The organism is Xylanimonas ulmi (assembly GCF_004216535.1).
In the GTDB taxonomy this organism is placed as follows: Bacteria; Actinomycetota; Actinomycetes; order Actinomycetales; family Cellulomonadaceae; genus Xylanimonas; species Xylanimonas ulmi.
Genome location: NZ_SGWX01000001.1, coordinates 2,030,601 through 2,056,180, shown reverse-complemented (window position 1 = coordinate 2,056,180; position 25,580 = coordinate 2,030,601). Strand labels below are relative to the sequence as shown.

At 74.3% G+C, this 25,580-nt stretch carries 26 protein-coding genes; 16 read left to right on the top strand and 10 right to left on the bottom strand.

What is annotated here, in order from left to right:
* Positions 1-3: 3 nt before the first annotated feature.
* Positions 4-1,380 (bottom strand): MFS transporter, encoded by a 1,377-nt coding sequence (locus EV386_RS09520; RefSeq protein ID WP_130414438.1) that lies wholly within the window; start codon positions 1,378-1,380, stop codon positions 4-6.
* 226 nt (positions 1,381-1,606) lie between these two features.
* On the opposite strand from EV386_RS09520, the gene murA reads away from it, so the two are divergent.
* Genes murA through EV386_RS09505 form a run of 3 tightly spaced genes read left to right on the top strand, consistent with a single transcriptional unit; the run spans position 1,607 to position 4,738 of the window.
* Positions 1,607-2,923, top strand: coding sequence for a UDP-N-acetylglucosamine 1-carboxyvinyltransferase (gene murA / locus EV386_RS09515; protein ID WP_130414436.1), 1,317 nt, complete (start codon positions 1,607-1,609; stop codon positions 2,921-2,923).
* Positions 2,924-2,942: 19 nt separating this feature from the next.
* Positions 2,943-3,707: a lysophospholipid acyltransferase family protein gene (locus EV386_RS09510; protein WP_423218969.1), complete on the top strand. Its 765-nt coding sequence runs from the start codon at positions 2,943-2,945 to the stop codon at positions 3,705-3,707.
* Positions 3,704-4,738 (top strand): NAD(P)H-dependent glycerol-3-phosphate dehydrogenase, encoded by a 1,035-nt coding sequence (locus EV386_RS09505; RefSeq protein WP_130414432.1) that lies wholly within the window; start codon positions 3,704-3,706, stop codon positions 4,736-4,738. Before EV386_RS09510 ends, EV386_RS09505 begins: the two co-directional genes overlap by 4 nt.
* A 4-nt stretch (positions 4,739-4,742) precedes the next feature.
* Here EV386_RS09505 and EV386_RS09500 read toward each other — a convergent pair whose 3' ends face one another.
* The 5 genes from EV386_RS09500 to EV386_RS09480 form a co-directional block, all read right to left on the bottom strand.
* The gene (locus EV386_RS09500) at positions 4,743-5,237 is read right to left on the bottom strand and encodes a methylglyoxal synthase (protein ID WP_130414430.1); all 495 of its coding nucleotides are present in this window, start codon (positions 5,235-5,237) and stop codon (positions 4,743-4,745) included.
* A gap of 96 nt (positions 5,238-5,333) precedes the next feature.
* Positions 5,334-5,987, bottom strand: coding sequence for an AMIN-like domain-containing (lipo)protein (locus tag EV386_RS09495; RefSeq protein ID WP_207216507.1), 654 nt, complete (start codon positions 5,985-5,987; stop codon positions 5,334-5,336).
* A 105-nt stretch (positions 5,988-6,092) separates the two neighbouring features.
* The gene (locus EV386_RS09490) at positions 6,093-7,217 is read right to left on the bottom strand and encodes a trans-sulfuration enzyme family protein (protein ID WP_130414428.1); all 1,125 of its coding nucleotides are present in this window, start codon (positions 7,215-7,217) and stop codon (positions 6,093-6,095) included.
* A 76-nt stretch (positions 7,218-7,293) separates the two neighbouring features.
* The gene (locus EV386_RS09485; RefSeq protein ID WP_242607901.1) at positions 7,294-8,346 is read right to left on the bottom strand and encodes an L-threonylcarbamoyladenylate synthase; all 1,053 of its coding nucleotides are present in this window, start codon (positions 8,344-8,346) and stop codon (positions 7,294-7,296) included.
* Positions 8,343-9,494 (bottom strand): acyl-CoA dehydrogenase family protein, encoded by a 1,152-nt coding sequence (locus EV386_RS09480; protein WP_130414424.1) that lies wholly within the window; start codon positions 9,492-9,494, stop codon positions 8,343-8,345. The genes EV386_RS09485 and EV386_RS09480 overlap by 4 nt, the downstream gene beginning before the upstream one ends.
* A gap of 70 nt (positions 9,495-9,564) precedes the next feature.
* Here EV386_RS09480 and EV386_RS09475 point away from each other — a divergent pair, with 70 nt between their 5' ends.
* Entirely contained in the window at positions 9,565-11,136 is a 1,572-nt protein-coding gene (locus EV386_RS09475) for an AMP-binding protein (protein ID WP_130414422.1), read from the top strand.
* Positions 11,137-11,248: 112 nt separating this feature from the next.
* On the top strand, positions 11,249-12,415 hold the full coding sequence (locus tag EV386_RS09470; RefSeq protein WP_130414420.1) for a D-alanine--D-alanine ligase family protein: 1,167 nt from the start codon (positions 11,249-11,251) through the stop codon (positions 12,413-12,415).
* A 158-nt stretch (positions 12,416-12,573) separates the two neighbouring features.
* On the opposite strand, the gene EV386_RS09465 is transcribed toward EV386_RS09470, so the two are convergent.
* Positions 12,574-13,041: a DUF3515 family protein gene (locus EV386_RS09465; protein WP_130414418.1), complete on the bottom strand. Its 468-nt coding sequence runs from the start codon at positions 13,039-13,041 to the stop codon at positions 12,574-12,576.
* Positions 13,042-13,083: 42 nt separating this feature from the next.
* Between EV386_RS09465 and EV386_RS09460 the strand changes: the two genes are divergently transcribed.
* The gene (locus EV386_RS09460; protein ID WP_130414416.1) at positions 13,084-14,109 is read left to right on the top strand and encodes a thiamine-phosphate kinase; all 1,026 of its coding nucleotides are present in this window, start codon (positions 13,084-13,086) and stop codon (positions 14,107-14,109) included.
* A 107-nt stretch (positions 14,110-14,216) separates the two neighbouring features.
* On the opposite strand, the gene EV386_RS09455 is transcribed toward EV386_RS09460, so the two are convergent.
* Positions 14,217-14,750 (bottom strand): GNAT family N-acetyltransferase, encoded by a 534-nt coding sequence (locus EV386_RS09455; RefSeq protein ID WP_130414414.1) that lies wholly within the window; start codon positions 14,748-14,750, stop codon positions 14,217-14,219.
* A 142-nt stretch (positions 14,751-14,892) separates the two neighbouring features.
* The gene (gene rpmB / locus EV386_RS09450; RefSeq protein WP_111251620.1) at positions 14,893-15,084 is read right to left on the bottom strand and encodes a 50S ribosomal protein L28; all 192 of its coding nucleotides are present in this window, start codon (positions 15,082-15,084) and stop codon (positions 14,893-14,895) included.
* 234 nt (positions 15,085-15,318) lie between these two features.
* Between rpmB and EV386_RS09445 the strand changes: the two genes are divergently transcribed.
* The 9 genes from EV386_RS09445 to mutM all read left to right on the top strand — a co-directional run bounded on the left by EV386_RS09445 (position 15,319) and on the right by mutM (position 23,810).
* The gene (locus EV386_RS09445) at positions 15,319-17,025 is read left to right on the top strand and encodes a DAK2 domain-containing protein (protein WP_130414412.1); all 1,707 of its coding nucleotides are present in this window, start codon (positions 15,319-15,321) and stop codon (positions 17,023-17,025) included.
* Positions 17,022-19,277: an ATP-dependent DNA helicase RecG gene (locus EV386_RS09440; RefSeq protein ID WP_130414410.1), complete on the top strand. Its 2,256-nt coding sequence runs from the start codon at positions 17,022-17,024 to the stop codon at positions 19,275-19,277. The genes EV386_RS09445 and EV386_RS09440 overlap by 4 nt, the downstream gene beginning before the upstream one ends.
* A 130-nt stretch (positions 19,278-19,407) precedes the next feature.
* The gene (gene rsmD, locus EV386_RS09435) at positions 19,408-19,992 is read left to right on the top strand and encodes a 16S rRNA (guanine(966)-N(2))-methyltransferase RsmD (RefSeq protein ID WP_130414408.1); all 585 of its coding nucleotides are present in this window, start codon (positions 19,408-19,410) and stop codon (positions 19,990-19,992) included.
* Positions 19,993-20,090: 98 nt separating this feature from the next.
* Positions 20,091-20,588, top strand: a complete 498-nt coding sequence (gene coaD, locus EV386_RS09430) for a pantetheine-phosphate adenylyltransferase (RefSeq protein ID WP_130414406.1) — start codon at positions 20,091-20,093, stop codon at positions 20,586-20,588.
* Complete coding sequence (locus EV386_RS09425; protein WP_130414404.1) at positions 20,585-21,148, top strand: hypothetical protein; 564 nt, start codon at positions 20,585-20,587, stop codon at positions 21,146-21,148. Before coaD ends, EV386_RS09425 begins: the two co-directional genes overlap by 4 nt.
* Before the next feature lie 171 nt (positions 21,149-21,319).
* A complete protein-coding gene (locus tag EV386_RS09420; RefSeq protein WP_207216506.1) occupies positions 21,320-21,874 on the top strand; it encodes a YceD family protein in 555 nt (184 codons plus the stop codon).
* A 2-nt stretch (positions 21,875-21,876) separates the two neighbouring features.
* Positions 21,877-22,071: a 50S ribosomal protein L32 gene (gene rpmF, locus EV386_RS09415; RefSeq protein ID WP_130414402.1), complete on the top strand. Its 195-nt coding sequence runs from the start codon at positions 21,877-21,879 to the stop codon at positions 22,069-22,071.
* A 1-nt stretch (position 22,072) separates the two neighbouring features.
* Positions 22,073-22,813: a ribonuclease III gene (gene rnc, locus EV386_RS09410; RefSeq protein WP_130414400.1), complete on the top strand. Its 741-nt coding sequence runs from the start codon at positions 22,073-22,075 to the stop codon at positions 22,811-22,813.
* Complete coding sequence (gene mutM / locus EV386_RS09405) at positions 22,806-23,810, top strand: bifunctional DNA-formamidopyrimidine glycosylase/DNA-(apurinic or apyrimidinic site) lyase (RefSeq protein ID WP_130414398.1); 1,005 nt, start codon at positions 22,806-22,808, stop codon at positions 23,808-23,810. The genes rnc and mutM overlap by 8 nt, the downstream gene beginning before the upstream one ends.
* Before the next feature lie 145 nt (positions 23,811-23,955).
* On the opposite strand, the gene EV386_RS09395 is transcribed toward mutM, so the two are convergent.
* Positions 23,956-24,915 (bottom strand): NAD(P)-dependent oxidoreductase, encoded by a 960-nt coding sequence (locus tag EV386_RS09395; RefSeq protein WP_130414394.1) that lies wholly within the window; start codon positions 24,913-24,915, stop codon positions 23,956-23,958.
* Between the two features lie 42 nt (positions 24,916-24,957).
* On the opposite strand from EV386_RS09395, the gene EV386_RS09390 reads away from it, so the two are divergent.
* Positions 24,958-25,566 (top strand): GNAT family N-acetyltransferase, encoded by a 609-nt coding sequence (locus EV386_RS09390; RefSeq protein ID WP_130414392.1) that lies wholly within the window; start codon positions 24,958-24,960, stop codon positions 25,564-25,566.
* Positions 25,567-25,580: the final 14 nt, after the last annotated feature.

Here is a 25,580-nt window from a genome sequence, read left to right as displayed (position 1 = left end):
CGATCAGTCGGCGAGGTGGCCGTTGTAGTCGATGTGCTGGGTCTCCTTCTCCAGCGCCAGGGCTACGAGCGTAATGACCGCCATGACGGACAGGTAGACCCCGACGAGCACGGGCGACCCGCCGCCCTTGCTCCACAGCCACACCGCGATGAACGGCGCGACGGCCGCGCCCAGGATCGAGGAGACGTTGTAGGCGATGGCCGAGCCGGTGTAGCGGACGTTCGCGGCGAACAGCTCGGGAAGCACGGCCGCCATGGGTCCGAAGGTCAGGCCCATGAGGCAGAAGCCGACGATGAGCAGCGTCTGGACGCCGACGGCGCCGCCCGCGAACAGGGGCACGAACAGCGCGCCGAACGCGGCGATCGCGATCGTCACCACGATGAGGTGCTTGCGGCGTCCGAAGCGCTCGGCGAGCGGCCCCGAGGCGAGCGTGGTCATCCCGAAGAACACGACGCCGATGATGAGCATCCACAGGAACTCGACGCGCTCGTAGCCCAGGCCCGCCGGGCCGGTCTCGGGCCTGGTCGAGGCCGTGCCGAAGGTGAGGGTGAACGTCGTCATCAGGTAGAAGAGCACGTAGGTGGCCAGCATGATGAACGTGCCCGAGATGAGCTTGGTCCACGAGGTGCGCACGACGGCGGCCAGCGGCACGGCGACCACGGCGTCGGCCTCCTGGACCTTGCGGAACGCGGGGGTCTCGATGAGCTTCAGGCGCACCCACAGGCCGATGATCACGAGCACCGACGAGGCGAGGAACGGCACGCGCCAGCCCCACGAGGCGAAGGCCTCGGGCGAGGAGAACGTCGACAGCGCGATGAACACGGTGTTGGCGAGGATGAAGCCGATGGGCGCGCCGAGCTGCGGGAACGTGCCCCACACCGCGCGCTTGCCGGCCGGGGCGTTCTCGGTCGCGAGCAGCGCGGCGCCGCTCCACTCGCCGCCCAGCCCCAGGCCCTGCGTGAACCGGCACAGCACGAGCGCGGCCGGCGCGAGCACCGTCCAGCCCGGCGTCGCGGCCGGAGGGATCAGGCCGATGAGGACCGTGGCAACGCCCATGGTCAGCAGCGAGGCGACGAGCGTCGTCTTGCGGCCGACGCGGTCGCCGAAGTGTCCGAAGAGGATCGAGCCGAGGGGGCGCGCGACGAACGCGACACCGAAGACGGCGAACGAGCTGAGCAGCTGCGTCGTCGGGTCCTGCGCGTTCGGGAAGAACAGGGCGGGGAAGACGAGCACCGCGGCGGTCGCGTAGGCGTAGAAGTCGTAGAACTCGATCGAGGTGCCGATGAGGCTGGCGACGACGACCCGGCCCCTGGAGTTCTCCGCCTGTGCGCGCGGGGCCGCGGCGTCCGGATCGACGCCGAGGGCAGCAGTGGTGGACATACAGTGAACAGTAGAAGTCTGTCCAGGCAACGGGACAACCGTCTACAATGTGAGACGCCCTGCTGGGGGCGGCGTGTCGGCGCGCGACCCGACGGAGGGCGCGTGAAGGTGTGGTGAACGGAAACAACCGGGCGTGCCAGCGTGTTGGCAACCACGGATCCCCAGGGGGAGGATCGACCGCGCCGGCGCACCGGCGCCTTACCGAGGGACAGGACGACACGATCCGATGAACGACCTGCTGTACGTCAACGGCGGCAACCCGCTCGAGGGCACCATCACCGTGCGGGGGGCCAAGAACTTCGTCTCGAAGGCGATGGTCGCCTCGCTCCTCGGAGAGACCGCCAGCGTGCTGCGCAACGTCCCTCAGATCCGCGACGTCGGTGTGGTCTCGGGCCTGCTGGAGTTGCACGGCGTCAACGTCAAGTACGACTCGGACGCCGGCATCCTCGACCTCGACCCGTCGAACGTCGAGTCGGCGCACATGGCCGACATCGACGCGCACGCCGGGTCCAGCCGCATCCCGATCCTCTTCTGCGGCCCGCTGCTGCACCGGTTGGGTGAGGCGTTCATCCCCGATCTGGGCGGGTGCCGGATCGGCGACCGGCCGATCAACTACCACCTGGACATCCTGCGCCAGTTCGGCGCGGTGGTGGACAAGCGGCCCAACGGCATCCACCTGCGCGCCCCGCGCCGCCTGCAGGGCACCAAGTTCACCCTGGAGTACCCGTCGGTCGGCTCGACCGAACAACTGCTGCTGACGGCTGTGCGCGCCGAAGGCATCACCGAGCTGCGCAACGCGGCGATCGAGCCCGAGATCATGGACCTGATCGCGGTGCTGCAGAAGATGGGCGCGATCATCTCGGTCGACACCGACCGCGTCATCCGCATCGAGGGCGTCGACCGCCTCGAGGGCTTTAGCCACACCGCGCTGGCCGACCGCATCGAGGCCGCCTCATGGGCCTCGGCCGCGCTGGCCACGAGGGGCGACGTCACCATCAAGGGCGCCACCCAGCCCGAGATGATGACCTTCCTCAACACCTTCCGGAAGGTCGGCGGCAAGTTCGACGTGCAGGAGGACGGCATCCGGTTCTGGCACCCGGGCGACGACCTGCGCGCCATCGTGCTGGAGACCGACGTGCACCCGGGCTTCATGACCGACTGGCAGCAGCCACTCGTCGTCGCGCTCACCCAGGCCACGGGCCTGTCGATCGTGCACGAGACGGTGTATGAGAACCGGTTCGGGTTCACGCAGGCGCTGCGCCAGATGGGCGCCACCATCCAGGTCTACAAGGAGTGCCTGGGCGGGGGGGACTGCCGGTTCGGGCAGCGCAACTTCCACCACTCGGCCGTCGTGTCAGGCCCGACACCGCTGGCGGCCGCCGACATCGAGGTGCCCGACCTGCGCGGCGGGTTCTCGCACCTCATCGCCGCGCTGACGGCCAAGGGCGCCTCGACCGTGCGGGGCATCAGCCTCATCGACCGGGGGTATGAGAGCTTCCAGGACAAGCTCGTCGCCCTCGGCGCGGACGTGTCACGCGACTGAGCCAGTACGCTTGGGGGCCGTGATCGCCCACTCCGTCGCCCGCCCCGACTCCCGCGCCTATCGCGCGATCGCGTGGCTCGTGCGGCATCTGATGTTCCTGGTCGCGCGGTACGAGTGGACCGGCGACGAGAACCTGCCCAAGTCCGGGGGGTTCATCGCCGCCGCCAACCACGCGACCGAGATCGACGCGCTGACCTTCGCGCACTACCTGTACGACCACGGGTACGAGCCGCGCATCCTGGCCAAACGTGGGTTGTTCACCACGCCCGTCATCGGCTCGATCCTGCGCGCCACGCGCATGATCCCGGTCGACCGGGGCACGGCCGACGCCGGCCGCTCGCTCGACGCCGCGCGGCACGAGCTCGGCGACGGCGCGTGCGTGGCGATCTTCCCCGAGGGCACCATCACGCGCGACCCCGACCTGTGGCCCATGGAGGGCAAGACAGGCCTGGCCCGCATCGCGCTCGCCACGCGCCTGCCCGTCATCCCTGTGGCCCAGTGGGGAGCGGGCGACCTGCTGGCGCGCTACGGGCGAGTGCTGCGCCCGTTCCCGCGCAAGCGCGTCAAGCTCCAGGCGGGCCCCGCCGTCGACCTGTCCGACCTGTACGACCGGCCACAGAACGCCGCCACGCTGCGCGAGGCGACCACGCGCGTCCTGGACGCCATCACCACCGAGCTCGAGGCATTGCGCGGCGAGAAGGCGCCGGCCGCCCGGTTCGACCTGCGCAAGCACCCCGAGTACGAGAAGAAGCAGACCGTCTACCCGCCGGTGGAGCGCCCGTGAGCGCCGCGGCCGCCCCCGCCCCCGCCCCCGCCCCCGTCGTCGCCGTCCTCGGCGCGGGCGCCTGGGGCACGACGTTCGCCAAGGTGCTCGCCGACGCCGGCTGCCGGGTGCGACTGTGGGGCCGCGACGACGCCGTCGCGCGCGCCGTCACCGAGGAGCACCGCAACGAGAAGTACCTGCCGGGCGTCGACCTGCCCGCGACGATCACCGGCACCACCGACGCCGCGGCCGCCCTGTCCGGGGCGTCGATCGTGGTCGCCGCGGTCCCGTCGCAGGTCGCCCGAGACACGCTCGGCGCCATGGCGCACCTGGTCGAGCCCGGCGCCGTCGTCGTCTCGCTCATGAAGGGCGTCGAACTGTCGACCGACCGGCTCATGAGCGAGGTCGTCGCCGCGGCGCTCGGCGTCGACGCCGACCGGGTCGCCGTGGTCTCGGGCCCCAACCTGGCCAAGGAGATCGCCGTCGCCCAGCCGACGGCGACCGTGGTGGCCTCGACCAGCCCGGACACCGCGCGGCTGGTCGCGCGCGCCTGCACGACGTCGTACTTCCGCCCGTACACCAACGACGACGTCGTCGGCGTCGAACTGTGCGGCGCGGTCAAGAACGTCATCGCGCTGGCCGTCGGCATCGCGCAGGGGCTCGGCTACGGGTGGAACACCACGGCCTCGCTCATCACCCGCGGCCTCGTGGAGATCACGCGCCTCGGCCTCGCACTGGGCGCCGACGCCGAGACCTTCGCGGGCCTGGCCGGCATGGGCGACCTGGTCGCGACGTGCGCCTCACCGCTCAGCCGCAACCACACGCTCGGCAAGCACCTGGGCCAGGGCCTGACCCTCGATGAGGCGATCGCCGCGACAGGCGGAACCGCCGAGGGCGTCAAGTCCTCGCAGTCGGTGCTCGACCTGGCGCGCAAGCACGGCGTCGAGATGCCCATCACGGCCGGAGTCGTCGCCGTCGTGACGGGCGCGATGCCCGTCGCGGACCTCGGCCCGGCACTGCTGTCGCGGCCGCAGAAGGCCGAAGGGGTCTGAGGCCTCAGCCGACGTCCAGCGGGTCGCGGGCCATCTCGCCCGCGTGGACGCCGTCGCCGTCCCAGCCCCGTGGCGTCAGGTCCGGGCGCCGGTGCTCGTAGTCGCTGGACAGCAGCGGCGAGGAGATGAGCATGTCGGCGGTGGCGACGTTGCAGGCCATCGGCACGTTCCACACGGCGCCGATGCGCAGCAGCGCCTTGACGTCGGGGTCGTGCGGCTGCGCCTCAAGCGGGTCCCAGAAGAAGATGAGCACCCCGATGCTCCCCTCGGCGATCCGGGCGCCGATCTGCTGGTCGCCGCCGACCGGTCCAGACAGGAACCGGCGCACCGGAAGCCCGAGCTCGAACTCCAGCATCGTGCCTGTCGTGCCGGTGGCGTAGAGCCGGTGCTGGGAGAGCACCTGCCGGTTGTACTCGGCCCAGCGCAGGAGCTCGACCTTCATGTTGTCGTGGGCGACCAGGGCGATGTCACGCTGTCGCGACGTAGACGTAGCAGTCATGCCGACGCACCTCCGTACGGAGCCAGGGTGGTTCTCCTCCACCTGCGCCGTCGCAAGCGCTGAGCTCCCAGTATCGCAGGCGCGCCGCCGGGCGCCTCAGCGCTCGATGTCGACCACGACCCGCGCGGGGTCCTGGAGCGCGAACACACGGAAGGGTCGAGGCTCGTCGACGCCGAGGAACGCCGTCGCGTACCCCTCGAACATGAAGCGGTAGACGACCTGACGCACCGCCCCGCCCGGGAGGGTGACCACGTCGCCCGCGTACTCCTCGACGCCCGTGTCCATCGGCAGACCGACCCCCGAGATGCGCACCTGGAGCACGGCGCCGCCCGCCACCTCGACGGGCAGGCCCGAGCCGTCGTCGAGCGCGTCGTCGACGTACTCGACCCGCCACCCGGGCGCGCCCGCGCCGCCGAGGTCGAACACCACGCGGTCGAAGCCGTCATGCGTGGCCGCGCGCACGTCGGTCACGGTGAGCCCGGCGCCCGCGGCGGTCGGCTCGGCGGTCACGACGTTCGCGGGGTCCTCGAACGCCGGTCCGCCGGGGCCCTCGCTCGTCGCGTCGCCGGGCTCCTGGCTCGGGTCTTCGCCCGGCGACGGCGTCGGGCTCGGGCTCGCGGTCGGGCTCGCCGCCGGGCTGTCGGTCGCCGTCGGCGCCGGCGAGGCCGGCGCGTCGTCGGTGGTGGCGCACCCGGCGGCCGTGAGCAGGACGGCGACCAGGGCCGCCGTCATCGTGGTCCTGCGACGCATGGGGCACCTCCGCTGTCGGTACCCCGACGGTAGGCCGCGCGGGGCCTGGACGCGGCCTGAGGCGCGCCGCGCGTCGCTCACAGTGTGTCGCTCACCGCGCGTCGATCACAGCACTGCGCGCAGCGCCTGGTCGAGGTCGGCCCACAGGTCCTCGACGTCCTCGACGCCGACCGACAGCCGCAGCAGGTCCTCGGGCACGGTCGGCGACTCGGTCGCGAAGCGGCGGCGGCGCTCCAGCGTCGACTCGACGCCGCCCAGCGACGTCGCCGGCACCCAAAGGCGCAGCGCGGCGACGACGGCGTCCGCTGCGGCGGCGCCGCCGATCGGCCGCAGGCCCACGATCGCGCCGAAGCCGCGCATCTGGCGGGCCGCGCGCTCGTGCCCCGGGTCGCCCGGCAGCGAGGGGTGGCGGACCTGCGCGACGGCGGGGTGCTCGGCCAGCCGCGCGGCCAGCACCGCGGCGTTGGCCTGCGCGCGCTCGACCCGCAGGTGCAGCGTGCGCAGCCCGCGCAGCGCGAGCCACACCTCGAACGGGCCGGCGATCGCCCCGTGCAGCGTGCGGTAGGCGCGCAGGGTCGCGTCCAGATCGGCGTCGTCGGTCACGCAGGCGCCGAGCACGACGTCGGAGTGACCCGCCAGGTATTTGGTCACCGAGTGCAGCACGACGTCGGCGCCGAGCGCGAGCGGGTTCTGCCCGAGCGGCGTGGCGAAGGTGTTGTCGACGACGGTGCGCACACCCGCCGCGCGCGCCGCGGCCAGCAGCGCGGGCAGGTCGGCGACCTCAAGCATGGGGTTGGTGGGCGACTCGAGCAGCGCGACGTCGGCGCCGTCGAAGGCCGCGATCACCTGGTCGGTGTCGGTGATGTCGACGCGGCGCACCTCGACTCCGTGCCGCGCCGCGAGGTCGTCGGCGTACCCGAGGCTCACCTGGTAGGCGTGGCGCGGGACAACGAGCACGCCGCCGTCGGGAACCAGGGACAGCGCGGCCGCCACGGCCGCCATGCCCGAGCCGAACACGACCGCCGGGCGCGTGGCGCCCTCCAGGCGGCCGAGCGCCTCCTCGAACGGCGCCCACGTCTCGGTTCCCCCGCGCGTGTAGAGCAGCTCGGGTCCGGGAACGCCCTGGGAGACGTACGTCGAGCTGAGCACCACGGGAGGGTTGACCGGACCGCCCTGCACGCGTGGCGGGCGGCCGGCGGTGACGGCGGTGGTGGCGGGGGAGAGGTCCATGCGCGGAAGCCTACGATCACCGCCCGCCCTGCCGACGCGCCGTCCCACACGCGCCCGCGCGGGAGTGAGGCAGCGGCTACCCGCCTGTCGGCTCGGGGGCGCGCACTACCTGGAATGCCGCGGCCTTGAGCAGCCGGTTGCGCACGGCGCGGTTGAGCCCGTCGTCGGCTTCGGGGCAGCGGGCGAAGATGCGGGACACCTCTGGCCGGTCGAGCGCGCGCAAGGCGTCGAACAGGCCGTGCGCCAGGCTCCGCGGGTCGCCCGCGCGCCCGTAGGTGACGACGTCGAGCCCGTCGAACGCGGCCGCCTCCTCCTCGAAGCACAGCACCGCGGGATGGGCGAGCCCCTGTGCGCGGACATAGGCCGCCGCCTGCGCCGTCGTCCCCTCGACCACCACCAGGGGCGCCGCGGGAGCGTAGTGCCGGTACTTCATGCCGGGCGCCCCGGGCGCGCGGTCCGGGGCCAGGTCGCCGACGACGGCGGGGTCGACGTCGACGTCGCCGAGCACCTCGCGCAACTCCTCGAGCGAGACGCCGCCGGGCCGCAGCAGGCGGGGCGGGGTGCTCGTCAGGTCCACCACTGTCGACTCCACGCCGACGTCGCACGGCCCGCCGTCGAGCACCGCGGGGATGCGGCCGGACAGGTCGTGCAGCACGTGCTGCGCCGTCGTCGGGCTCGGCGAGCCGGCGCGGTTGGCCGACGGCGCGGCCAGCGGCGTCCCCGCCGCCCGCAGCACTGCCCGGAACGCGTCGTGGGCCGGCACCCGCACGGCCACGGTGTCGAGCCCGGCCGTCACGCGGTCGGGCACGATCGGCCGGCGGGGCAGCACCACCGTGAGGGGGCCAGGCCAGAAGCGCTCGGCGAGCCGCAGCGCGGCCGGCGGCGTCTGGCGCACCACGCGCAGCAGCTCGTCGACCCCGGCGAGGTGCACGATCAACGGGTTGTCCGACGGACGCCCCTTGGCCGCGTAGATCGCGCCGACCACGTCGGCGTCGAGCGCGTCGCCCGCCAGCCCGTACACGGTCTCGGTGGGCAGCGCGGCGATGCCGCCGTCGCGCAGGATCTCGGCGACGGCGGCGATGTCGGCGGGCTCGGCGGCGTCGTACAGGCGGGTCACGCGATCGGTCACGCGAGCGGCCCCAGCAGCGACTGGGCCACGGTCGCGTGCGCGGACTCGTCGTCCGAGGGGTGGAAGATCCCGGCGAGCACGTCACGGTACAGGCGCCCGAGCTCGGAGCGGTTGAAGTACGTCGACCCGCCCGCCGAGCGGATCGCCTCGTCGACCACGTAGCGGGCCGTCTCGGTCGCGCGCACCTTCACGCCCGCCGTCTGACGGAACCACGCCGCGCCCAGGTTCTCGCCCGCGTCGATGGCGCCCGCAGCCTGGTCGAGCTGCGGCCAGATCCCGTCCTGCGCGAGCGCCGCCGAGGCCAGGCGCCAGCGGATGTCCGGGTCCTGTGAGTACGCCTTGCCGGACTTCATCGACCGTCGCTTGGTCACCGACTCGACCGCGAGCGCGAGCGCCCGGTCCGCGATCCCGGCGTAGACGCTCGCCAACAGCAGCTCGAAGCTCGTGAAGATGCCCAGCACGTACGGGTCGAGCGACGGGCCGGGAGCGACCTTGCGCATGACCCGGTCGGCGGGGGCGTGCGCGCCGTCGAGCACCGTGGTGCGCGACTGGGAGGCCCGCATGCCGAGGGTGTCCCAGTCGTCGAGGATCTCGAACCCGCCGCCGTCGCGCGTGATGAACGCGTGCACGATCACGGGGTTGTCGGGGTCGGTGGTCTCGTCCAGGCCCATGACGCCCAGGCGCGTCCACCCGGGGGAGTTGGACGTGAAGATCTTCTTGCCGTGGAACGTGTACCCGCCCGCGCCGTCGGGGCGCGCCTGCGTGCGCGAGCCCAGCAGGACCAGGTCGTTGCCCGCCTCGGAGTACCCGAACGCGAAGACCTCCCCGTCGAGCGCCTCCCGCAGCAGCCAGTCCATGGACGCGTCGCCGCGATCGTGCAGGAACCGCGCGACGCCGGTCCACACGTGGTGCATGTTGATCGCGAGCGCCGTGGCCGGCGCCGCGCCCGCGAGGCGGCCCTGCTCGCGCGCGACGTCCCGCAGGCCCAGACCCGGGCCGCCCAGGTCGGTCGGCACGAGCGCCGCCAGGTAGCCCGACGCCTTGAGGTCCGCCAGGTCGTCGTCGAAGTAGTCGTTCTCCCTGTCGTGGATCGCCGCCCTGCCCCGGATCGTGAGCAGCAGGTCGTCGTCCAGGATCGGCATTGGCATGACGCTTTCCTATCACTAAGGTCCGAGGTGAGGAGCGACGATGGCGCCGCTTCAGGGGAGGGAACCGCCCATGGTCGTGCGAAGCCAGTATCCCGACGTCGACATTCCCGATCTGACGCTGTACGACTTCCTGTTCGCGTCCCTCGACGACGCCGACCTCGACCGTGTCGCCCTCGTTGACGGCCCCACGGGCGAGACCACCACCTACCGCGGCCTGCGGGCCCAGGTCGACGCGATCGCCGGGGCGTTCGCGGCCCACGGGATCGGCGTCGGCGACGTCGTCGCGCTGCACAGCCCCAACTCGCCCGCGTTCGCCTCGGTGTTCCACGGGCTGCTGCGCGCCGGCGCCACCGTCACCACGCTCAACGCGCTGTCGACCGGTGAGGAGATCGCGCGCCAACTGTCCGCGTCGCAGGCCCGCGCGCTCGTGACGGTCTCGCCGCTGCTGGCCGCGGCCGTCGAGGGCGCCGCGGCGGCGGGGGTGAGCGACGTCGTCGTGCTCGACGGCGCCGCGGGGTTCCCGGCGCTCGCGGACCTGCTCGCGGTCGGCGCACCGGCGCCCGAGGTGACGCTCGACCCCAGCACCCACCTGGCGGCGCTGCCGTACTCCTCGGGGACCATGGGACTGCCCAAGGGCGTCATGCTCACGCACCGCAACCTGGTCGCCAACGTCGTTCAGGCGTTGCCGCCCATGGGAGCCGCGCCCGACGAGGTCATCCCGGCCGTGCTGCCGTTCTTCCACATCTACGGCATGACGGTGCTGCTCAACCTCGCGCTGCACCTGCGGGCCCGCGTCGTCACGCTTCCGCGGTTCGACCTCGCCCAGTTCCTCGACGTGTGCGAGCGCGAGCGGGCCACGTACCTGTTCGTCGCCCCGCCCATGGCGCTCGCGCTGGCCAAGCACCCGCTGGTCGCCACCAGGGACCTGTCGAGCGTGCGTGTGGTTCTGTCGGGCGCCGCCCCGTTCGACGCCGGCCTCGCCGACGCCGTCGCCCAGCGGCTCGGAGTGCGTGTGACGCAGGGGTACGGCATGAGCGAGATGAGCCCCGTCTCGCATGTCGTCCCGGTCGACCGGCCCGACATCTCCTCGGGGTCGATCGGGCTGCTCGTGCCCAACATGGAGGCCCGCGTCGTCGACCCCGCGACCGGCCAGGACGCCACGACCGGTGAGCTGCTGTGCCGCGGCCCGAACGTCATGGTCGGCTACCTCGACGACGCCGCTGCGACGCGCGACGCCATCGACGCCGACGGGTTCCTGCACACCGGCGACATCGTCACGATCGACGAGGACGGCGTCTTCACCGTGGTCGACCGCCTCAAGGAGCTCATCAAGTACAAGGCGTACCAAGTCGCGCCCGCCGAGCTGGAGGCGCTGCTGCTGCGGCACCCGTCGATCGCCGACGCGGCGGTCATCGGCCTGCCCGACGACGAGGCCGGCGAGGTCCCCAAGGCATACGTCGTGCCCTCGGCGGGCGCCGAACTGGCGCCCGACGACGTCGCGCAGTACGTCGCCGCGCACGTCGCGCCGTACAAGAAGGTCCGGTCGGTCGAGTTCGTCGAGGCGGTGCCCAAATCGGCCTCGGGCAAGATCCTGCGCAAGCAGTTGCGGCAGTTGGAGCAGGACCGGCGGGCGGCGCTCTGAGGCGGCCTCGCGCGCCGGCGTCGGACCCGCTGCCGGGACCCGGCGCCCCGGCGTCGGACCCGCTGCTGACAGCGGGCCGAAGGGCCTGCGCGGTCGGGTAGGGTCGCCCTCGATGTCCGAGCAGCCCGCCCCCAGCACGTCCGCCGCCGACGCCTGCGCCGAGGCGCCCCGCCGCACCCGCGTCGCCCTCCTGTTCGGTGGGCGCTCGGGTGAGCACGCCATCTCGGCGGCGACCGCCGCGGGGGTGCTGCGCGCCATCGACCGCGACAAGTACGACGTCGTGCCCGTGGGCATCACGCGCGACGGCCGCTGGGTCGTCGCGGCGGACGACCCCGAGCGCTGGCAGATCGTGGACGGCCGGCTGCCCGAGGTCACGGGCGACGACGCCGGCGAGGTCGTGCTCTCGCTCACCGCGGGCGAGCGGACCTTGCGCGTGCTCGAGCCGGGCGCCGTGCCCACCGTGCTGGGTGAGGTCGACGTCGTCTTCCCGCTGCTGCACGGCCCGTTCGGCGAGGACGGCACCGTGCAGGGGCTGTTGGAGCTCGCCGACGTGCGGTACGTCGGCGCGGGCGTGCTCGCCTCGGCGGTCGGCATGGACAAGCACTTCATGAAGCTGGTGCTTGAGGGCCAGGGCATCCCCGTCGGCCCCTACACGGTGATTGCGGCGCGCGACTGGGCCACGCGCCGCGAGGAGTGCGTCGCGGCCGTCGCGAGCCTTGGGCTGCCGGTGTTCGTCAAGCCCGCGCGCGCGGGCTCCTCGCTCGGCATCACGCGTGTCGACGACCTGGACGACCTGCCCGCCGCCGTCGCCGAGGCGCAGCGGCACGACCCGAAGGTGATCGTCGAGCAGGGCATCGAGGGGCGCGAGATCGAGTGCGCGGTGCTGGGTGGGCGCGACGGCGGTCCGGCGCGCGCGTCGCTGCCAGGCGAGATCGTCGTCGACCACAGTGCGCACGGCTTCTACGACTTCGAGGCCAAGTACCTGGACGAGTCGCATGTCGAGCTGCGCTGCCCGGCCGACCTGCCCGACCGCGTCGTGGCGCAGGTGCGCTCGCTCGCGGTGCGGACGTTCGACGCCGTCGGCGCGGAGGGCCTGTCCCGTGTCGACGTGTTCGTCACGCCCGACGAGCGCGTCATCGTCAACGAGATCAACACCATGCCGGGCTTCACGCCGTTCTCGATGTACCCGCGCATGTGGGCCGCCTCGGGCGTCTCCTACCCGGCCCTGCTCGACGACCTCATCCAGCAGGCCCTCACCCGCCCCACCGGCCTCCGCTAACCACCCGCACCCCCCACCCCGACCCACCCCCCGGACCCCCCGGACCCACCCCGGCGAGGTACCGGAATCCCGTCGAGGTACCGGTCCTCGGGCGCCCCTCGTGCGCCAGATGACCGAGGACCGGTATCTCGGCGGTGGGTGGGGTGGGGTGGGGTGGGTTAGGTGCAGGGGGTTGATTGGGGGATTTTGGTGATGGCGGGGGCGAGGTCGGCGATGAAGGATGTCGAGTGGTTCTCGGTGACCGCGGGCGGCGCGATGACCTCGATCGCGGGGTCGCGGCCGAACGTCGTGAACCGCCACGTCCCGTCGTCGCCCGCCTCGACGATCCAGTCCACCGTGCCGGCGTTCGACTCGACCTGCTGGCAGTCCGGCGAGGGCCCGGGAGGTGTGACGCCGCAGCGCAGCGTCACGGCGGCCCCGCCCGTGCCCCACGCGGCGGTCGCCTGCGCGGCCGTGCGCGCCTTGTCCAGGTCGCCCGCCAGCACGTCGGGCAGCGCCAGCATGACGGGCGCGCACGCGGGGTTGGCCGCGTCGGGCGCGGCGTCGACGGCGATCGTGGGCGTGCAGGCCGCCAGCGCGGGGACGAGGGCGACCAGGAGCGACGCGGGCAGGGCACGGCGGAGCACGCGCCCACGGTACCCGCGCCCGCGCGCCATTAGGGTCGTCAGGTGACGACGCGCGTACGCGACCTCGACGAGTCCGGGCTGCTGGCCCGCATCTTCCCGCTCCTGCCCGCCGGAGGCGCCACGATCATCGGCCCGGGCGACGACGCCGCCGTGGTCGCTGCCCCCGACGGGCGCTACGTCGTCTCCACCGACGTCCTGGTCGAAGACCGCCACTTCCGCCGCCGCTGGTCAACCGGGTACGACGTCGGCGTGCGCGCCGCCGCGCAGAACCTCGCCGACGTCGCCGCGATGGGCGGGCGCCCGACGGCGCTCGTGGTCGCGCTCGTGGTGCCCGGCGACACCGAGGTCGCCTGGGTCGAGGGGCTGTCGCGCGGGCTGGCTGACGCCTGCGCGGTCACGGGCGCCGCCGTCGTCGGCGGTGACCTGTCGGGTGGCGAGATGCTCATGGTCTCGGTCGCCGTGCACGGCGACCTTGGCGGGCGCGCCCCCGTGCTGCGCTCCGGGGCGCGCCCGGGCGACGTCGTCGCGCATGCGGGTGTCCTGGGGCACTCCGCCGCTGGGCTCGCGCTGCTGGAGGCCGGGGTGGCGCGGCCCGACGACGGCGCGGGCAGCGGCGCGCCCGACGCGGCGCCGTCGGGCGCGGGGGAGCCGATCGCACGGTTCGTTGCCGGGTTCCTGCGGCCCGCGCCGCCGCTGGAGGCCGGGCCCGCGGCCGCCGTGGCGGGCGCGACGGCGATGCTCGACGTGTCCGACGGGCTGCTGCGCGACGCCGGTCGGATCGCGCTGGCCAGCGGCGTCGTCCTCGACATCGAGGCGGCGGCGCTCGCAGGCGACAGGAGGGCGCTCGCGTCGGCCGCGGCGGCGCTGGGCGACGACGGCGCGCCGCTGCGCTGGGCGCTGTCGGGCGGGGAGGACCACGGGCTGCTCGCCACGTTCCCGCCCGCCGCCGCGCTGCCCGCGGGATTCCGCCGCATCGGGTCGGTTCGCGCCACCGATGGCGCGCCGGGCGTCACCCTCGATGGCGCGACGCCCCCCGTCGGGCCGGGCTGGGACCACTTCCGGGCGTGATCCCGGCCCCGGCGTGAGAGTCCGGGCGACAACCCGGGCGCAGGCGCGAGAGCCGACGGACGGCGGCCTCTAGGGCGATGGCCGCGCGCCCTGGACCTCACACGACCTCACACGGCGCGGCGGTAGCGCAGCTCGGTCAGGGGCGTGCCGCCGATCTCGTCGATGCGCTCGACGCCGTCGGGGCGGAAGCCGTGGCGATGGTAGAAGTGCTGGGCGCGTGAGTTGCCCGCCAACACCCACAGTGTGAAGTCGACGCCCTGCGGCACCAGGGTCAGGACGGTCCGCATGAGCTCGCGCGCGACGCCTCGCCCCCACGCGTCGGGCTCGAGGTACATGGCGTACAGCTCGTGTGTGCCGGGATCGGCGTCCTCGTCACCCGACGGACCGAAGCTGGCGAAGCCGAGCGTGCGGCTGCCGTGCTCGGCCACGAGGACATGTCCCTCCGACGCCGTCGCGCCCTTGGCTCCGAGCACGGTGGCCCAGTGGCGCACCCGTGTCTCGGGGTCGAGGTCGGTGAGGTAGTCGGCCGGAAGCAGGCCTGCGTACGCGCCCTGCCATGACGTCACGTGCACCTGCGCGATGCGCAGTGCGTCATCTGGGGTGGCGGGCCGGATGGTCACGCCTTCGAGATCCACCGTCATGCGCACCAGCGTGCCACCAGCGGCCCCGATTCCACAGGGGCGTTCGGCCATCGTTCACGAATTCTTGGCAATCGATGGCGACCTGCCGCGGGCGCACGAAAGAGCCCGCCGGGGTGACCCGACGGGCTCCGTGGTGCGGCGCTCAGATGGCGCGCGTGACCTTACCGGCCTTGAGGCACGAGGTGCACACGTTCACGCGCTTGGGCGTGCCCGCGACCACGGCGCGCACACGCTGGATGTTGGGGTTCCAGCGGCGCTTCGTGCGGATGTGTGAGTGCGAGATGCTGTGCCCGAAGCCCGGGCCCTTGCCGCAGACGTCGCAGTTGGCAGCCACGGTGTCTCCTGTGGGTCGTGCACGCGGCCACTGCGCGGACGCAGCACCAACGTGGTGATGGAAGAGGTTCTGGGGGCCCAACTGACGCTGGGCAACCACGACAGGATACCCGACGCGCCGACCGGATCCAACGTGGGTTCGATCACCGGCCCGTTCGTGGAGGACCCGTCTGGCGCTCCCGGGTGGCAAGGCTACCGTGGTGGCCATCCCGCCCCGACGACCGAGGAGGCCTGGGTGCCAGACGCTGACGCGCGCGTGACCGCCGTCATGGACGCCGCCGTCGTGCGCGCGTGGGCCCGCCTGGCCGCGGGCGCGCTCGGCCGCGACCGCGCCGCAATCGACCAGGTCAACGTCTTCCCCGTCGCTGACGGGGACACGGGCACCAATATGCATGTGACCGCGCGCGAGGGCGCCCGGGCCGTCGCGGCCGTGCCCGACGGCGCGGGGCCCGCCGCGCTGCTGCGGGTGCTCGCGCGCGGCGCGCTGCTGGGAGCGCGCGGCAACTCAGGGGTCATCCTCTCGGAGTGGCTGCGCGGCTTGGCGGTCGCGGCCACGCGCGGCGACACGCTCGCCCACGCGCTCGACGTCGCCGCGCGGTCCGCGCGGGGCGCGGTCGCCCACCCCGCGCACGGCACGATCCTCACGGCCGCCGACGTCGCCGCGGCCGCCGCGCTCGACGCCGCCGCCCGGCCCGGGGCGAGCGCCGACGACGTGCTCGAGGCCGCGGTGCGGGGCGCGCGGTCGGCGGCGGCGTCGTCGGTCTCGACGCTCGCGCCGCTCGCCCGTGCGGGCGTGCTCGACGCCGGCGCGTGCGGGCTGGTGCTGGTGCTGGACGCGTTGCGCGTCGCGCGGCCGAGGGTGACGCCGCCGACGCCGAGCGCGGCGGTTGCGGCCGGGGCGGCAGGCGCGGGCGTGTCGGTGGCGACCGCCACCATGCTGACCGTGACGCCCGTGACGCTCGGCCTGGACATGACCGGCCACGACGCGATCGCGCTCCCCGACGGGGGCGGCCATCGCGGGCTCGACGCCGCGCACGGGCTCGACGCCGAGCATGAGCACGCAGACGAGCACGAGCCGGGGCATGAGCACTCGGACGCCGACGAGCTCGAGGTCATGTTCGTGCTGCGGCGCCCCGCCGGAGCCCGTGACTTCCCTGACGGCGCCGTGGCCGACGCGTTGCGCGCCGACCTGGCGGCCGTGGGCGGCTCGGTCGTCGTGGTGGGCGGCGCCGATCTCGCGCCCGACGAGGACTCGGCGTGGCAGGCCCACGTGCACACCGCGGACCTGGCCGGCGCGCTCGCGGTGACGCGGCGCTGGGCCGGTCGCGGGCGCGTCGAGCCGGCGCACGTGCGCCACCTCGCGGCGCCCGACAGCGAGCTGACGGTCGTGGTCGCGACGACGGCGCCGGCGCTCGCCGCCGAGCTCGCGCGCGCCGGCGCCGTCGTGCTCGTGCCCGTGCCCCCGGTGGGCGTCGCCGCGCGGGACCTCGCGCTCGCCGCGCTCGGCTCGGGCCGCGCCGCACTCGTGCTGGGCCCCGCGGCGGACGCGGTGCGCGCGGCGGCACGGCGTCTGGCCGGTGAGCACGAGGACGCCGTGCCGGGTGAGGTCATCGCGATCGACGCGCCGACCGACGTGCACGCCGCCGTCGTCGTCGCGGCGCTCGCGGCCGCGGGTGACGACCCCGCCGCAGACGTCGCCGGCGCCGTGCGCGCCGCGCTGAACGGGCTGCGGGCCAGCGCGACGGACGCCGCCGACGCCGTCGGCGCCCTGCGCGGACTGCTCGACGGCGGCGGCGACGTGGTCACGGTCCTGGCCGACGACGACGTGCCGGACGCCGTCGCGGCCGGGCTCGACGCCCTGGCCGAGCAGGCCGGGGCCGAGTGCGTGCTGCTGCGCACGGGACGAGCGGGGACGGGCGTGGCCCTCGGGGTTGAGGGATGAGCGCGGCGACCGGGCGGCTGCACGAGCCGCTCACCCGGCTGCTGGGCGCCCGGACGGCGAACGCGCTGGCCAAGATGGGCCTGGTCACGGTCGACGACCTGCTGCGGCACTACCCGCGCCGCTACGCCGACCCCGGCCAGCTCACCGACATGGGCAAGCTCCAACTCGGTGAGCACGTCTCGGTGCACGCCCGCGTGTTGCAGGCCACGGTGCGGCCCTTCGCCAACCGGGGCGGCGCGCGTCTGGAGGCCGTGGTCACCGATGGGCGCCACCAGTTGGTGCTGACGTTCTTCGCCAAGCATCGCGGCGCCCTGCGCTACCACGAGGAGAAGCTCCAGCCGCAGGCGTCGGGCGTGTTCAGCGGCGTCGTCGGGGAGTTCCAGGGCAAGCGGCAGCTGACGCACCCCGACTACCTCATGGTGGGCGGCGAGCTCGACGACGACGAGGCCGTGCTCTACCAGGCGAGCCTGCCCATCCCGATCTACCCGGCCACCGCCTCGATGGCGACGTGGAAGCTGCAGCACTGCGTGCGCACGGTGCTCGACACGCTCAGCGAGGACGACGTGCCCGACCCCGTGCCGTTCGAGGTGCTGGCGCGCGCGGGGCTGGCCACACGGTTCGAGGCGCTGCTGCTCGTGCACAAGCCGACCTCGCCGCTCGACCACGCGCGGGGGCGGCGGCGTCTGCGGTTCGAGGAGGCGTTCGTGCTGCAGTCCGCGCTCGCGCAGCGCCGCGCGCGGGCGCAGGCGCAGGACGCGACCGCCCGCTCGCCGCGTCCGGGCGGCCTGCGCGAGCGGTTCGAGGCCATCGCGCCGTTCACGCTGACCGAGGGGCAGGTGTCGGTGGGCGAGGACCTCGCCTACGACCTGGCGCAACCCCGGCCCATGCAGCGGCTGCTGCAGGGCGAGGTCGGGTCGGGCAAGACCGTCGTCGCGCTGCGCGCGATGCTCCAGGTCATCGACGCCGGGGGGCAGGCCGCACTGCTCGCGCCGACCGAGGTGCTGGCCGCCCAGCACGCGCGCACGCTGGCGGCCCTGCTCGGACCGCTCGCCGAGGGCGGGCTCCTGGGCGGCGACGACGACGGCACGCGAGTCGCGCTGCTGACCGGCTCGCTGCCGGCCGCCGCGCGCAAGCGGGCGCTGCTACAGGCCGCCTCGGGCGAGGCCGGGATCGTGGTGGGCACGCACGCCCTGCTCGGCGAGCACGTGCAGTTCGCCGACCTGGGCCTCGTCGTCGTCGACGAGCAGCACCGGTTCGGCGTCGAGCAGCGTGATGCGCTGCGCGCCAAGGGGCGGGTGGCGCCGCATCTGCTGGTCATGACGGCGACGCCGATCCCGCGCACCGTTGCCATGACGGTGTTCGGGGACCTGGAGGTCTCCTCCCTGACCCAGGTGCCCGCCGGGCGCTCGGGGGTGCAGACCGTCGTCGTGCCCGCGGACAACCCGCGCTGGATGGAGCGCACGTGGCAGCGCGTGCGCGAGGAGGTCGACGGCGGGCACCGCGCCTACGTCGTGTGCCCGCGCATCCACCCCGACGATCCCGCCGGGCCCGGCGCCGCCCCGGCCGCCTCGCCGAGCGAGGTCGACGACGCCGACCTCGTGGCCGAGTCGGCGCCCGCGGGTCCGGGCGAGCGGCCTCCGCTGCGCGCCGTGCTGGAGGTCGTCGAGGCGCTGCGCGCGACGCCCGCGCTCGCCGGGCTGGAGATCGACGTGCTGCACGGGCAGCTCGCGCCGGCCGACAAGGACGCGGCGATGACGCGCTTCGCGCGCGGCGAGTCGCAGGTGCTCGTCTCGACGACGGTGGTCGAGGTGGGCGTGGACGTGCCCGAGGCGACCGTCATGGTGGTGTTCGACGCCGACCGGTTCGGGCTCTCGCAGCTGCACCAGTTGCGCGGCCGCGTCGGGCGTGGGACGGCCCCGGGCCTGTGCCTGCTGGTCTCGACGGCGTCGCCGGGAACGCCCGCCGCGGCGCGCGTCGAGGCGCTCGCCGAGACGACCGACGGGTTCCGCCTCGCCCAGCTCGACCTGGAGCTGCGCGCCGAGGGCGACGTGCTGGGCGCCGCGCAGTCGGGGCGCACCAGCGGGCTGCGGCTGCTGCGCGTCGTCAAGGACGCCGACCTCATCGAGGAGGCCCGCCGGGAGTCGGCGGGCGTCGTCGCCGCCGACCCCGAGCTGTCCGGACACCCGGCGCTGGTGGCGGCGATCGCCGCCACGCTCGACCCCGACCAGGAGGACTTCCTGGAGCGAGCGTGAGCCTCTCGACGATGGGGCGTGCGCGGACGTCGGCTCGGGGTCTTCGCGAGCGCGGGGGCGTCGCCCCACAGCCGCCGCTCGGCGTGCCCGCGCTCGCCCGAGCCGAGCCGTCCGTGGCAGGCTCGCCCGCATGACCAGGATCGTGGCGGGCTCCGTCGGCGGCCGCACCCTGCGCGTGCCGCCCCAGGGCACCCGCCCCACCAGCGAGCGCACCCGCGAGGCCGTCTTCAGCCGCCTCGCCCACTATGACGTGCTCGACGGCGCGCGTGTGCTCGACCTGTACGCGGGCTCGGGCGCCCTGGGGATCGAGGCGGCCTCGCGCGGCGCCGTGCGCGTCACCCTGGTCGACTCGGCCCGCCGCGCCGCCGACGTGGCGCGGCGCAACGTCGCGGACCTCGGGCTGGGCGCCGTCGTGAGCGTCGTCGCCGACGACGCCGGGCGCTATGCCGCCGCACTCGCGGCGGCGCCGGGAGACCCGCTCGACCTCGTGTTCCTCGACCCGCCCTACGACCTGTCCGAGCAGGCGCTCGCGGGCGTCCTGGCCGACCTCGCCGCGCCCGGCGTGCTGGCCCGCGACGCCGTCGTCGTCGTCGAGCGCTCGACGCGCAGTCCCGAGCCCGCATGGCCCGTTGGCCTGGAGGCGCTCGCGCGCAAGGACTACGGCGAGACCGCCGTGCACTACGCCGAGCCCGCCCGGCCCGACGGCGCCGACTGACGCCCCGACGACGGCGACCCGCGCCCCGACGGCGCCGACTGGCGCGCACCCGGCCCCGCCTGCCGCGCTCGGGCGCCCGCGACGCTTAGCGTGGAGGCGTGACCACCGCCGTCTGCCCCGGGTCGTTCGACCCGTTCACGCTCGGCCACCTCGACATCGTCCGCCGGGCGCGCGCGCTGTTCGACGTCGTCATCGTCGGCGTCGCCAAGAACCCCGGAAAGCTCGGGTTGCTGCCGCTGTCCACACGCGTTGACCTGGTCCGCGCCGCGCTCGCCGCCGACCCGGCGACCGCCGACGTGCGGGCCGAGGTGGTCCCCGGACTGGTCGTCGACTTCTGCCGCGAGCGGGGGGCGAGCGCCATCGTCAAGGGGTTGCGCGGGGGAGCGGACCTGGACGCCGAGACGCCCATGGCGCTCATGAACCGGAGACTGAGCGGCGTCGAGACCGTCTACGTCACCGGCGACCCGGCGCTGTCACATATCGCGTCGTCGCTGGTCAAGGACATTGCGCGGCATGGCGGTCCGATCGACGACCTGGTGCCCGACGGCGTCGCCGCCGCGGTCCAGGAGGCACTGACACGGCAGGAGAGGCGATGACCCACGAAGAGACCGGCGCACTGTCGCCATCGGCACTGATCGACGTCTTGGACGAGCTGACGAGCCTGGTCGAGGGGGCCAAGCCCGTCTTCCTCTCGTCCGACGTCCGGGTGGACCGTGACTCGCTCCTGGGGCTGGTCAACGAGTTGCGCCACGGGCTGCCCAGCGCGGTCGAGCGCTCCGACGAGGTGCTGCGCGCGGCGCAGTCCGAGTTGGAGGACGCCCGCCGCTCGGGCGAGGAGATCCTGGCCGCGGCCCGCCAGCGCGCGCTCGAGCTCGTCGAGCGCGAGCAGGTCGTCGCGCAGGCCACCTCGCGCGCGGCCGACATCGTCGCCGCCGCCGAGCAGGAGGCCGCGAGGCTGCGCACCAACGCCGACGAGTACTGCGACGCGCGCCTCGCCGCGTTCGACGAGGACCTGGACGCCCTCAAGGGGCAGGTGCGCGCCGGGCGGGCGAAGCTCGCCGAGCGGCTGGGCCCCGAGGCCGGGCGGCCGCGCTGGGACCACGTGCCCGAACCGGAGTGGCCGTCCGAGCACGCCGAGGAGGAGGGCAGGCGCTGACGCTGCGGCCGCGCCGGATCGGGCGTGGCAGGCGTCACCACGGCGCCGCGTTGGCGGCTCGTTCCTGATGGCATAGACTTGTCCGCTGGCCCTTGCGAGGGTCACCATCCTCTCCCAGCACCACCACCCTCAACGGAGCCTGCCATCAGCACCGACCAGCGTTCGCCGCTCGTGCTCGACACGCACGAGCTGTCGCGGCGACCCGGCACGATGCGAGAGCACGCGGCAGTCGTTCCCGCGCCCGCCGACCTCGGCACGGCGATCATCGGCATCCCCGAGGGGGCGAACCTCACCGTGGGTCTGCGCCTCGAGGCGGTCATGGAGGGTGTGCTCGTCTCGGGCGTCGTGCGCGGCACGGCGGTCGGCGAGTGCGTGCGATGCTTGGACCCGGTGACCGAGGAGGTCACCGTGCGGGTCCAGGAGCTGTTCGGGTACCCCGAGCGCGTCCAGGCGGCCGAGCGTGCCGGCGACGACGAGCTTGAGGATGAGGAGGCCGTGCTCGACGGCGACCTGGCGGACATCGAACCCGCGGTTCGGGATTCCGTCGTCACTGCACTACCATTTCAACCGCTGTGCCGTCCGGACTGCCCCGGCCTGTGCTCCGTCTGCGGAGCGCGCCTTGCGGACGACCCGGACCACACCCATGACGTCGTCGACCCTCGCTGGTCGGCGTTGCAAGCCATGCTCGAGCAGTCGAGCGTGACCGACGAGACGAAAGAGAGCTAGCCGTGGCTGTTCCCAAGCGCAAGATGTCGCGCAGCAACACCCGTGCGCGCCGCTCGCAGTGGAAGACCACCGCGACCGCCCTCACGACGTGCCCGAACTGCAAGGGGCAGAAGCAGTCCCACGCTGCGTGCCCGACCTGCGGCACCTACAAGGGTCGTCAGTACGCCGAGGCGCTGCGCACCGAGCACGCGGGCTGACATGCCTGCGAACGGCAAGGCCGCGCCAGCGCGACCCGAGCCGACCGCTCTTCTCGAGAAGCTCGGGGTCCACCTGGACCCCGAGCTTCTCGTGCTCGCCCTGACGCATCGGTCGTTCGCGCACGAGGCCGGCGGCATCCCCACCAACGAGCGCCTGGAGTTCCTGGGCGACACCGTGCTGGGGCTCGTGGTGACCGACGCGCTCTACCGCCGTCACCCGGACCTGCCCGAGGGCGAGTTGGCGAAGATGCGCGCCGCGACGGTCTCGCAGCGCTCGCTCGCCGCCGTCGCGCGGTCGCTGGGGCTCGGGTCGTACGTGCTGCTCGGCAAGGGTGAGATCCGCACGCGCGGGTTCGAGAAGGACTCGATCCTCTCCGACACCGTCGAGGCGCTCCTCGGCGCGACGTACCTCTCGCACGGGCTCGAGGTCGCGCGCGACCTGGTGCACCGGCTCGTCGACGACACGCTCGACGCGGCCGCAGGCCTGGGCGCCGGACTGGACTGGAAGACGTCGCTGCAGGAGGCCGCCGCCGCGCGCGGCTTCGACGCGCCCGTGTACCACGTCGAGTTCGAGGGCCCTGAGCACGCCCGCCGGTTCCACGCGCAGGTCACCGCCGGCCCGGTGCTGGGTCTGGGGAGCGGCAGCGCGAAGAAGCACGCCGAGCAGGAGGCCGCCGAGCAGGCCTACCACGCGATCCAGGCGTTGGACCCGGCCGAGGCGCCGTCCGCCCAGAGTGCCTGAGCTGCCCGAGGTCGAGACCGTCCGCGACGGCCTCGCCCGCCACGTGGTGGGCGCGCGCGTGCGCTCCGTCGAGGTGCTGCGCGACTACAGCGTGCGCCGGAACGACGGTGGCGCCGCGGCGTTCGCCGACCAGTTGTGGGGGCGAACGCTCGTGGCCGCGGCCCGCCGCGGCAAGTACCTCTGGCTCCCGCTGGCCGAGCCCCCGCTGGTTGAGCCCCCGCTGGCCGAGCCCCTGCAGGTTGAGCCCCCGCTGGTTGAGCCTGTCGAAACCACCCCGGCCGCCGCCCTCCTCGCCCACCTGGGCATGTCGGGCCAACTCCTGGTCCGCGACGGCGACGACCCCTGGCGCCATCCCCACCTGCGCGTTCGCCTCCACCTCGACGGTGCGCCCTCGGGCGCGACCGCCCTCGACTTCGTCGACCAGCGCACCTTCGGCCACCTCGCCGTCGTCGACCTGGCCCCCACGCCCGACGGCGCTCCCGGCGGCCTGGGCGCCGCCGACGCCGCCGTCCCTGAGCCCGTGGCCCACATCGCGCGCGACCTGCTCGACCCCGCCCTCGCGCCGGGCACGCCGGGGCGCGACGCCGTCGTAGCGGCCGTACGACGGCGGCGGACGGGCGTCAAGCGGGCGCTGCTCGACCAGACGGTGGTCAGCGGCGTCGGGAACATCTACGCCGACGAGGCGCTGTGGCGCGCCCGCCTGCACTACGCGCGCGCCACCGACACCCTGCGGGCGTCCGACGTGCGGCGACTGCTCGACGCCGCCGAGTCCGTCATGCGCGAGGCGCTGGCTGCGGGCGGGACGAGCTTCGACGCGCTCTATGTCAACGTCAACGGTGAGTCGGGCTACTTCGCCCGCGGCCTGGCGGTGTACGGCCGCGAGGGCGAGCCGTGCCCGCGCTGCGGAGCGACGGTGGTCCGCGAGCCGTTCATGAACCGCAGCGCCTACCGCTGCCCGCGCTGCCAGCCCCGCCCGCGCGCGGGCCACGCCCGCTGAGCCCCGGGCGCCGACCCGGTGGTTGAGCCTGTCGAAACCACCCACTCCGGCGCGGCCCCCGCTGGTTGAGCCTGTCGAAACCACCTGAGTCGGCGCTGGTTTCGACAGGCTCAACCACCGGGGGAGGCTCAACCACCGGGTTCGGTCAGTCGCGGGCGACGACGTTGCGCAGCCCGGCGGAACCCGACTGCCTCCAGGCGCGCACCTGCGCGGTCAGGAACTCGCGCGCGTGCTGCGGCCGCCCACCCGCCACGTGCGGCGTGACGATGAGGTTCGGCGCGTCCCACAGCGGTGAGGCCGGCGGCAGCGGCTCGGTCTCGGTCACGTCGAGCGCCGCGCCCGCCAGCGCGCCCGAGCGCAGCGCCGCGACCAGCGCCGTCTCGTCGACCGTCGCTCCGCGGCCCACATTGACGAACCGGGCGCGCGGCGGCAGCAGCGCGAGCCTCGCGGCGTCGAGCGCGTGGCGCGTCGCGGCCGTCGCGGGCAGCAGCGAGACCAGCACGTCGGTCTCCGGCAGCAGCGCCGCCAACCCCGCGTGGTCGACCACCCGGAACCCGCCGCGCTCACCCGCCGCGCCCGCCACACCGGTCACCTGGGCGCCGAGCGCCGCCAGCAGGGGAGCGAGCCGCAGCGCGATCGACCCGAATCCCCAGATCGTCACGCGAGCGCCGTCGAGCGTGAAGGTGCGCCCCGCCTCGGCGGAGGCCTGCTCCTTGCCCTGCTCCCGGACCCACTCGCGCTCGCGCTGCGCCGCGAGCGAGCGGTCCAGGCGGCGCACGGTGGCGAGCACCAGCGCGAGCGCATGCTCGGCCACGGGCCCGTCATGCAGCCCGCGGCCCGAGGACACCACGACGTCGGGGCCGAACCCGGCGCCCAGCACGGCGTCGGGCCCGGCCGTGAGCGTCTGCACCCAGCGCAGGCGCGTCAGGCGCCGCGCCGCGTCGTGGAGCACGCGGGCGGGCGAGGACCAGGTGACCAGCACCTCGGCGTCCGCGTGCTCGTCGGGGATGGTGTCGCGCATGACGTAGGGCACGACGACGTCGGCGGGGTCGTCGAGCGTCGGCGTGGAGTCGAAGGGGACGTTGCCGGGCACGAGAATCTTCACGCTCGGGACGCTACCGCGCCGTGCGCGAGGCAGGATGGCGCCATGCAGGTGCTCCCCGCGCACGAAGCGCCTTGGGACGATGTCGTGACCGTGTTCGGCACGCGCGGGGACGCCGCGCACTGCTGGTGCCAGTGGTGGAAGCTCTCGAGCGCCGAGTACCGCGCGGCGAGCGACGCCGAGCGGTGCGAGGCGCTGCGCGTCCAGGCGTCGTCGTCGGCGACGTCACCCGGGGTGCTGGCCTACCGCGACGGCGTCCCGGTGGGGTGGTGCGGCGTCGAGCCGCGCCCGCGGCTGGGGCGCGTCGCACGCTCCCGGACGCTTGCGGCGACGCTCGCGGGCCAGGACCTCGCCGACGACGGCGTGTGGGCGGTCTCGTGCTTCGTGGTGCCGCGCGAGCACCGCGGCACGGGAATCACGCGCGCGCTGCTCGGCGGCGCGGTCGAGGTGGCCCGGGCGGGAGGCGCCCACGTGGTCGAGGCGTATCCGGTCGACACCCAGGGGCGTCGCGTCGCCTCGGCGAGCCTGTTCCACGGGCCGCTGAGTCTGTTCGCCGATGCCGGGTTCGAGGTGGTGGCGTGGCAGCGTCCAGGTCGGCCGGTGGTGCGGCTGCGCTTGGTCCCGGAGGGGGCGGCCACGAGCGCGACGGTGTGAGCCGGCGATCAGCG

What these genes read in the sequence shown, in the direction of transcription:
- EV386_RS09520 (WP_130414438.1), bottom strand. Translation starts at nt 1,380, where the DNA reads ATGTCCACCACTGCTGCCCTCGGCGTCGATCCGGACGCCGCGGCCCCG.
- murA (WP_130414436.1), top strand. Translation starts at nt 1,607, where the DNA reads ATGAACGACCTGCTGTACGTCAACGGCGGCAACCCGCTCGAGGGCACC.
- EV386_RS09500 (WP_130414430.1), bottom strand. Translation starts at nt 5,237, where the DNA reads ATGACTGCTACGTCTACGTCGCGACAGCGTGACATCGCCCTGGTCGCC.
- EV386_RS09495 (WP_207216507.1), bottom strand. Translation starts at nt 5,987, where the DNA reads ATGCGTCGCAGGACCACGATGACGGCGGCCCTGGTCGCCGTCCTGCTC.
- EV386_RS09490 (WP_130414428.1), bottom strand. Translation starts at nt 7,217, where the DNA reads ATGGACCTCTCCCCCGCCACCACCGCCGTCACCGCCGGCCGCCCGCCA.
- EV386_RS09480 (WP_130414424.1), bottom strand. Translation starts at nt 9,494, where the DNA reads ATGCCAATGCCGATCCTGGACGACGACCTGCTGCTCACGATCCGGGGC.
- EV386_RS09475 (WP_130414422.1), top strand. Translation starts at nt 9,565, where the DNA reads ATGGTCGTGCGAAGCCAGTATCCCGACGTCGACATTCCCGATCTGACG.
- EV386_RS09470 (WP_130414420.1), top strand. Translation starts at nt 11,249, where the DNA reads ATGTCCGAGCAGCCCGCCCCCAGCACGTCCGCCGCCGACGCCTGCGCC.
- EV386_RS09455 (WP_130414414.1), bottom strand. Translation starts at nt 14,750, where the DNA reads ATGACGGTGGATCTCGAAGGCGTGACCATCCGGCCCGCCACCCCAGAT.
- EV386_RS09440 (WP_130414410.1), top strand. Translation starts at nt 17,022, where the DNA reads ATGAGCGCGGCGACCGGGCGGCTGCACGAGCCGCTCACCCGGCTGCTG.
- rsmD (WP_130414408.1), top strand. Translation starts at nt 19,408, where the DNA reads ATGACCAGGATCGTGGCGGGCTCCGTCGGCGGCCGCACCCTGCGCGTG.
- EV386_RS09425 (WP_130414404.1), top strand. Translation starts at nt 20,585, where the DNA reads ATGACCCACGAAGAGACCGGCGCACTGTCGCCATCGGCACTGATCGAC.
- rnc (WP_130414400.1), top strand. Translation starts at nt 22,073, where the DNA reads ATGCCTGCGAACGGCAAGGCCGCGCCAGCGCGACCCGAGCCGACCGCT.
- EV386_RS09390 (WP_130414392.1), top strand. Translation starts at nt 24,958, where the DNA reads ATGCAGGTGCTCCCCGCGCACGAAGCGCCTTGGGACGATGTCGTGACC.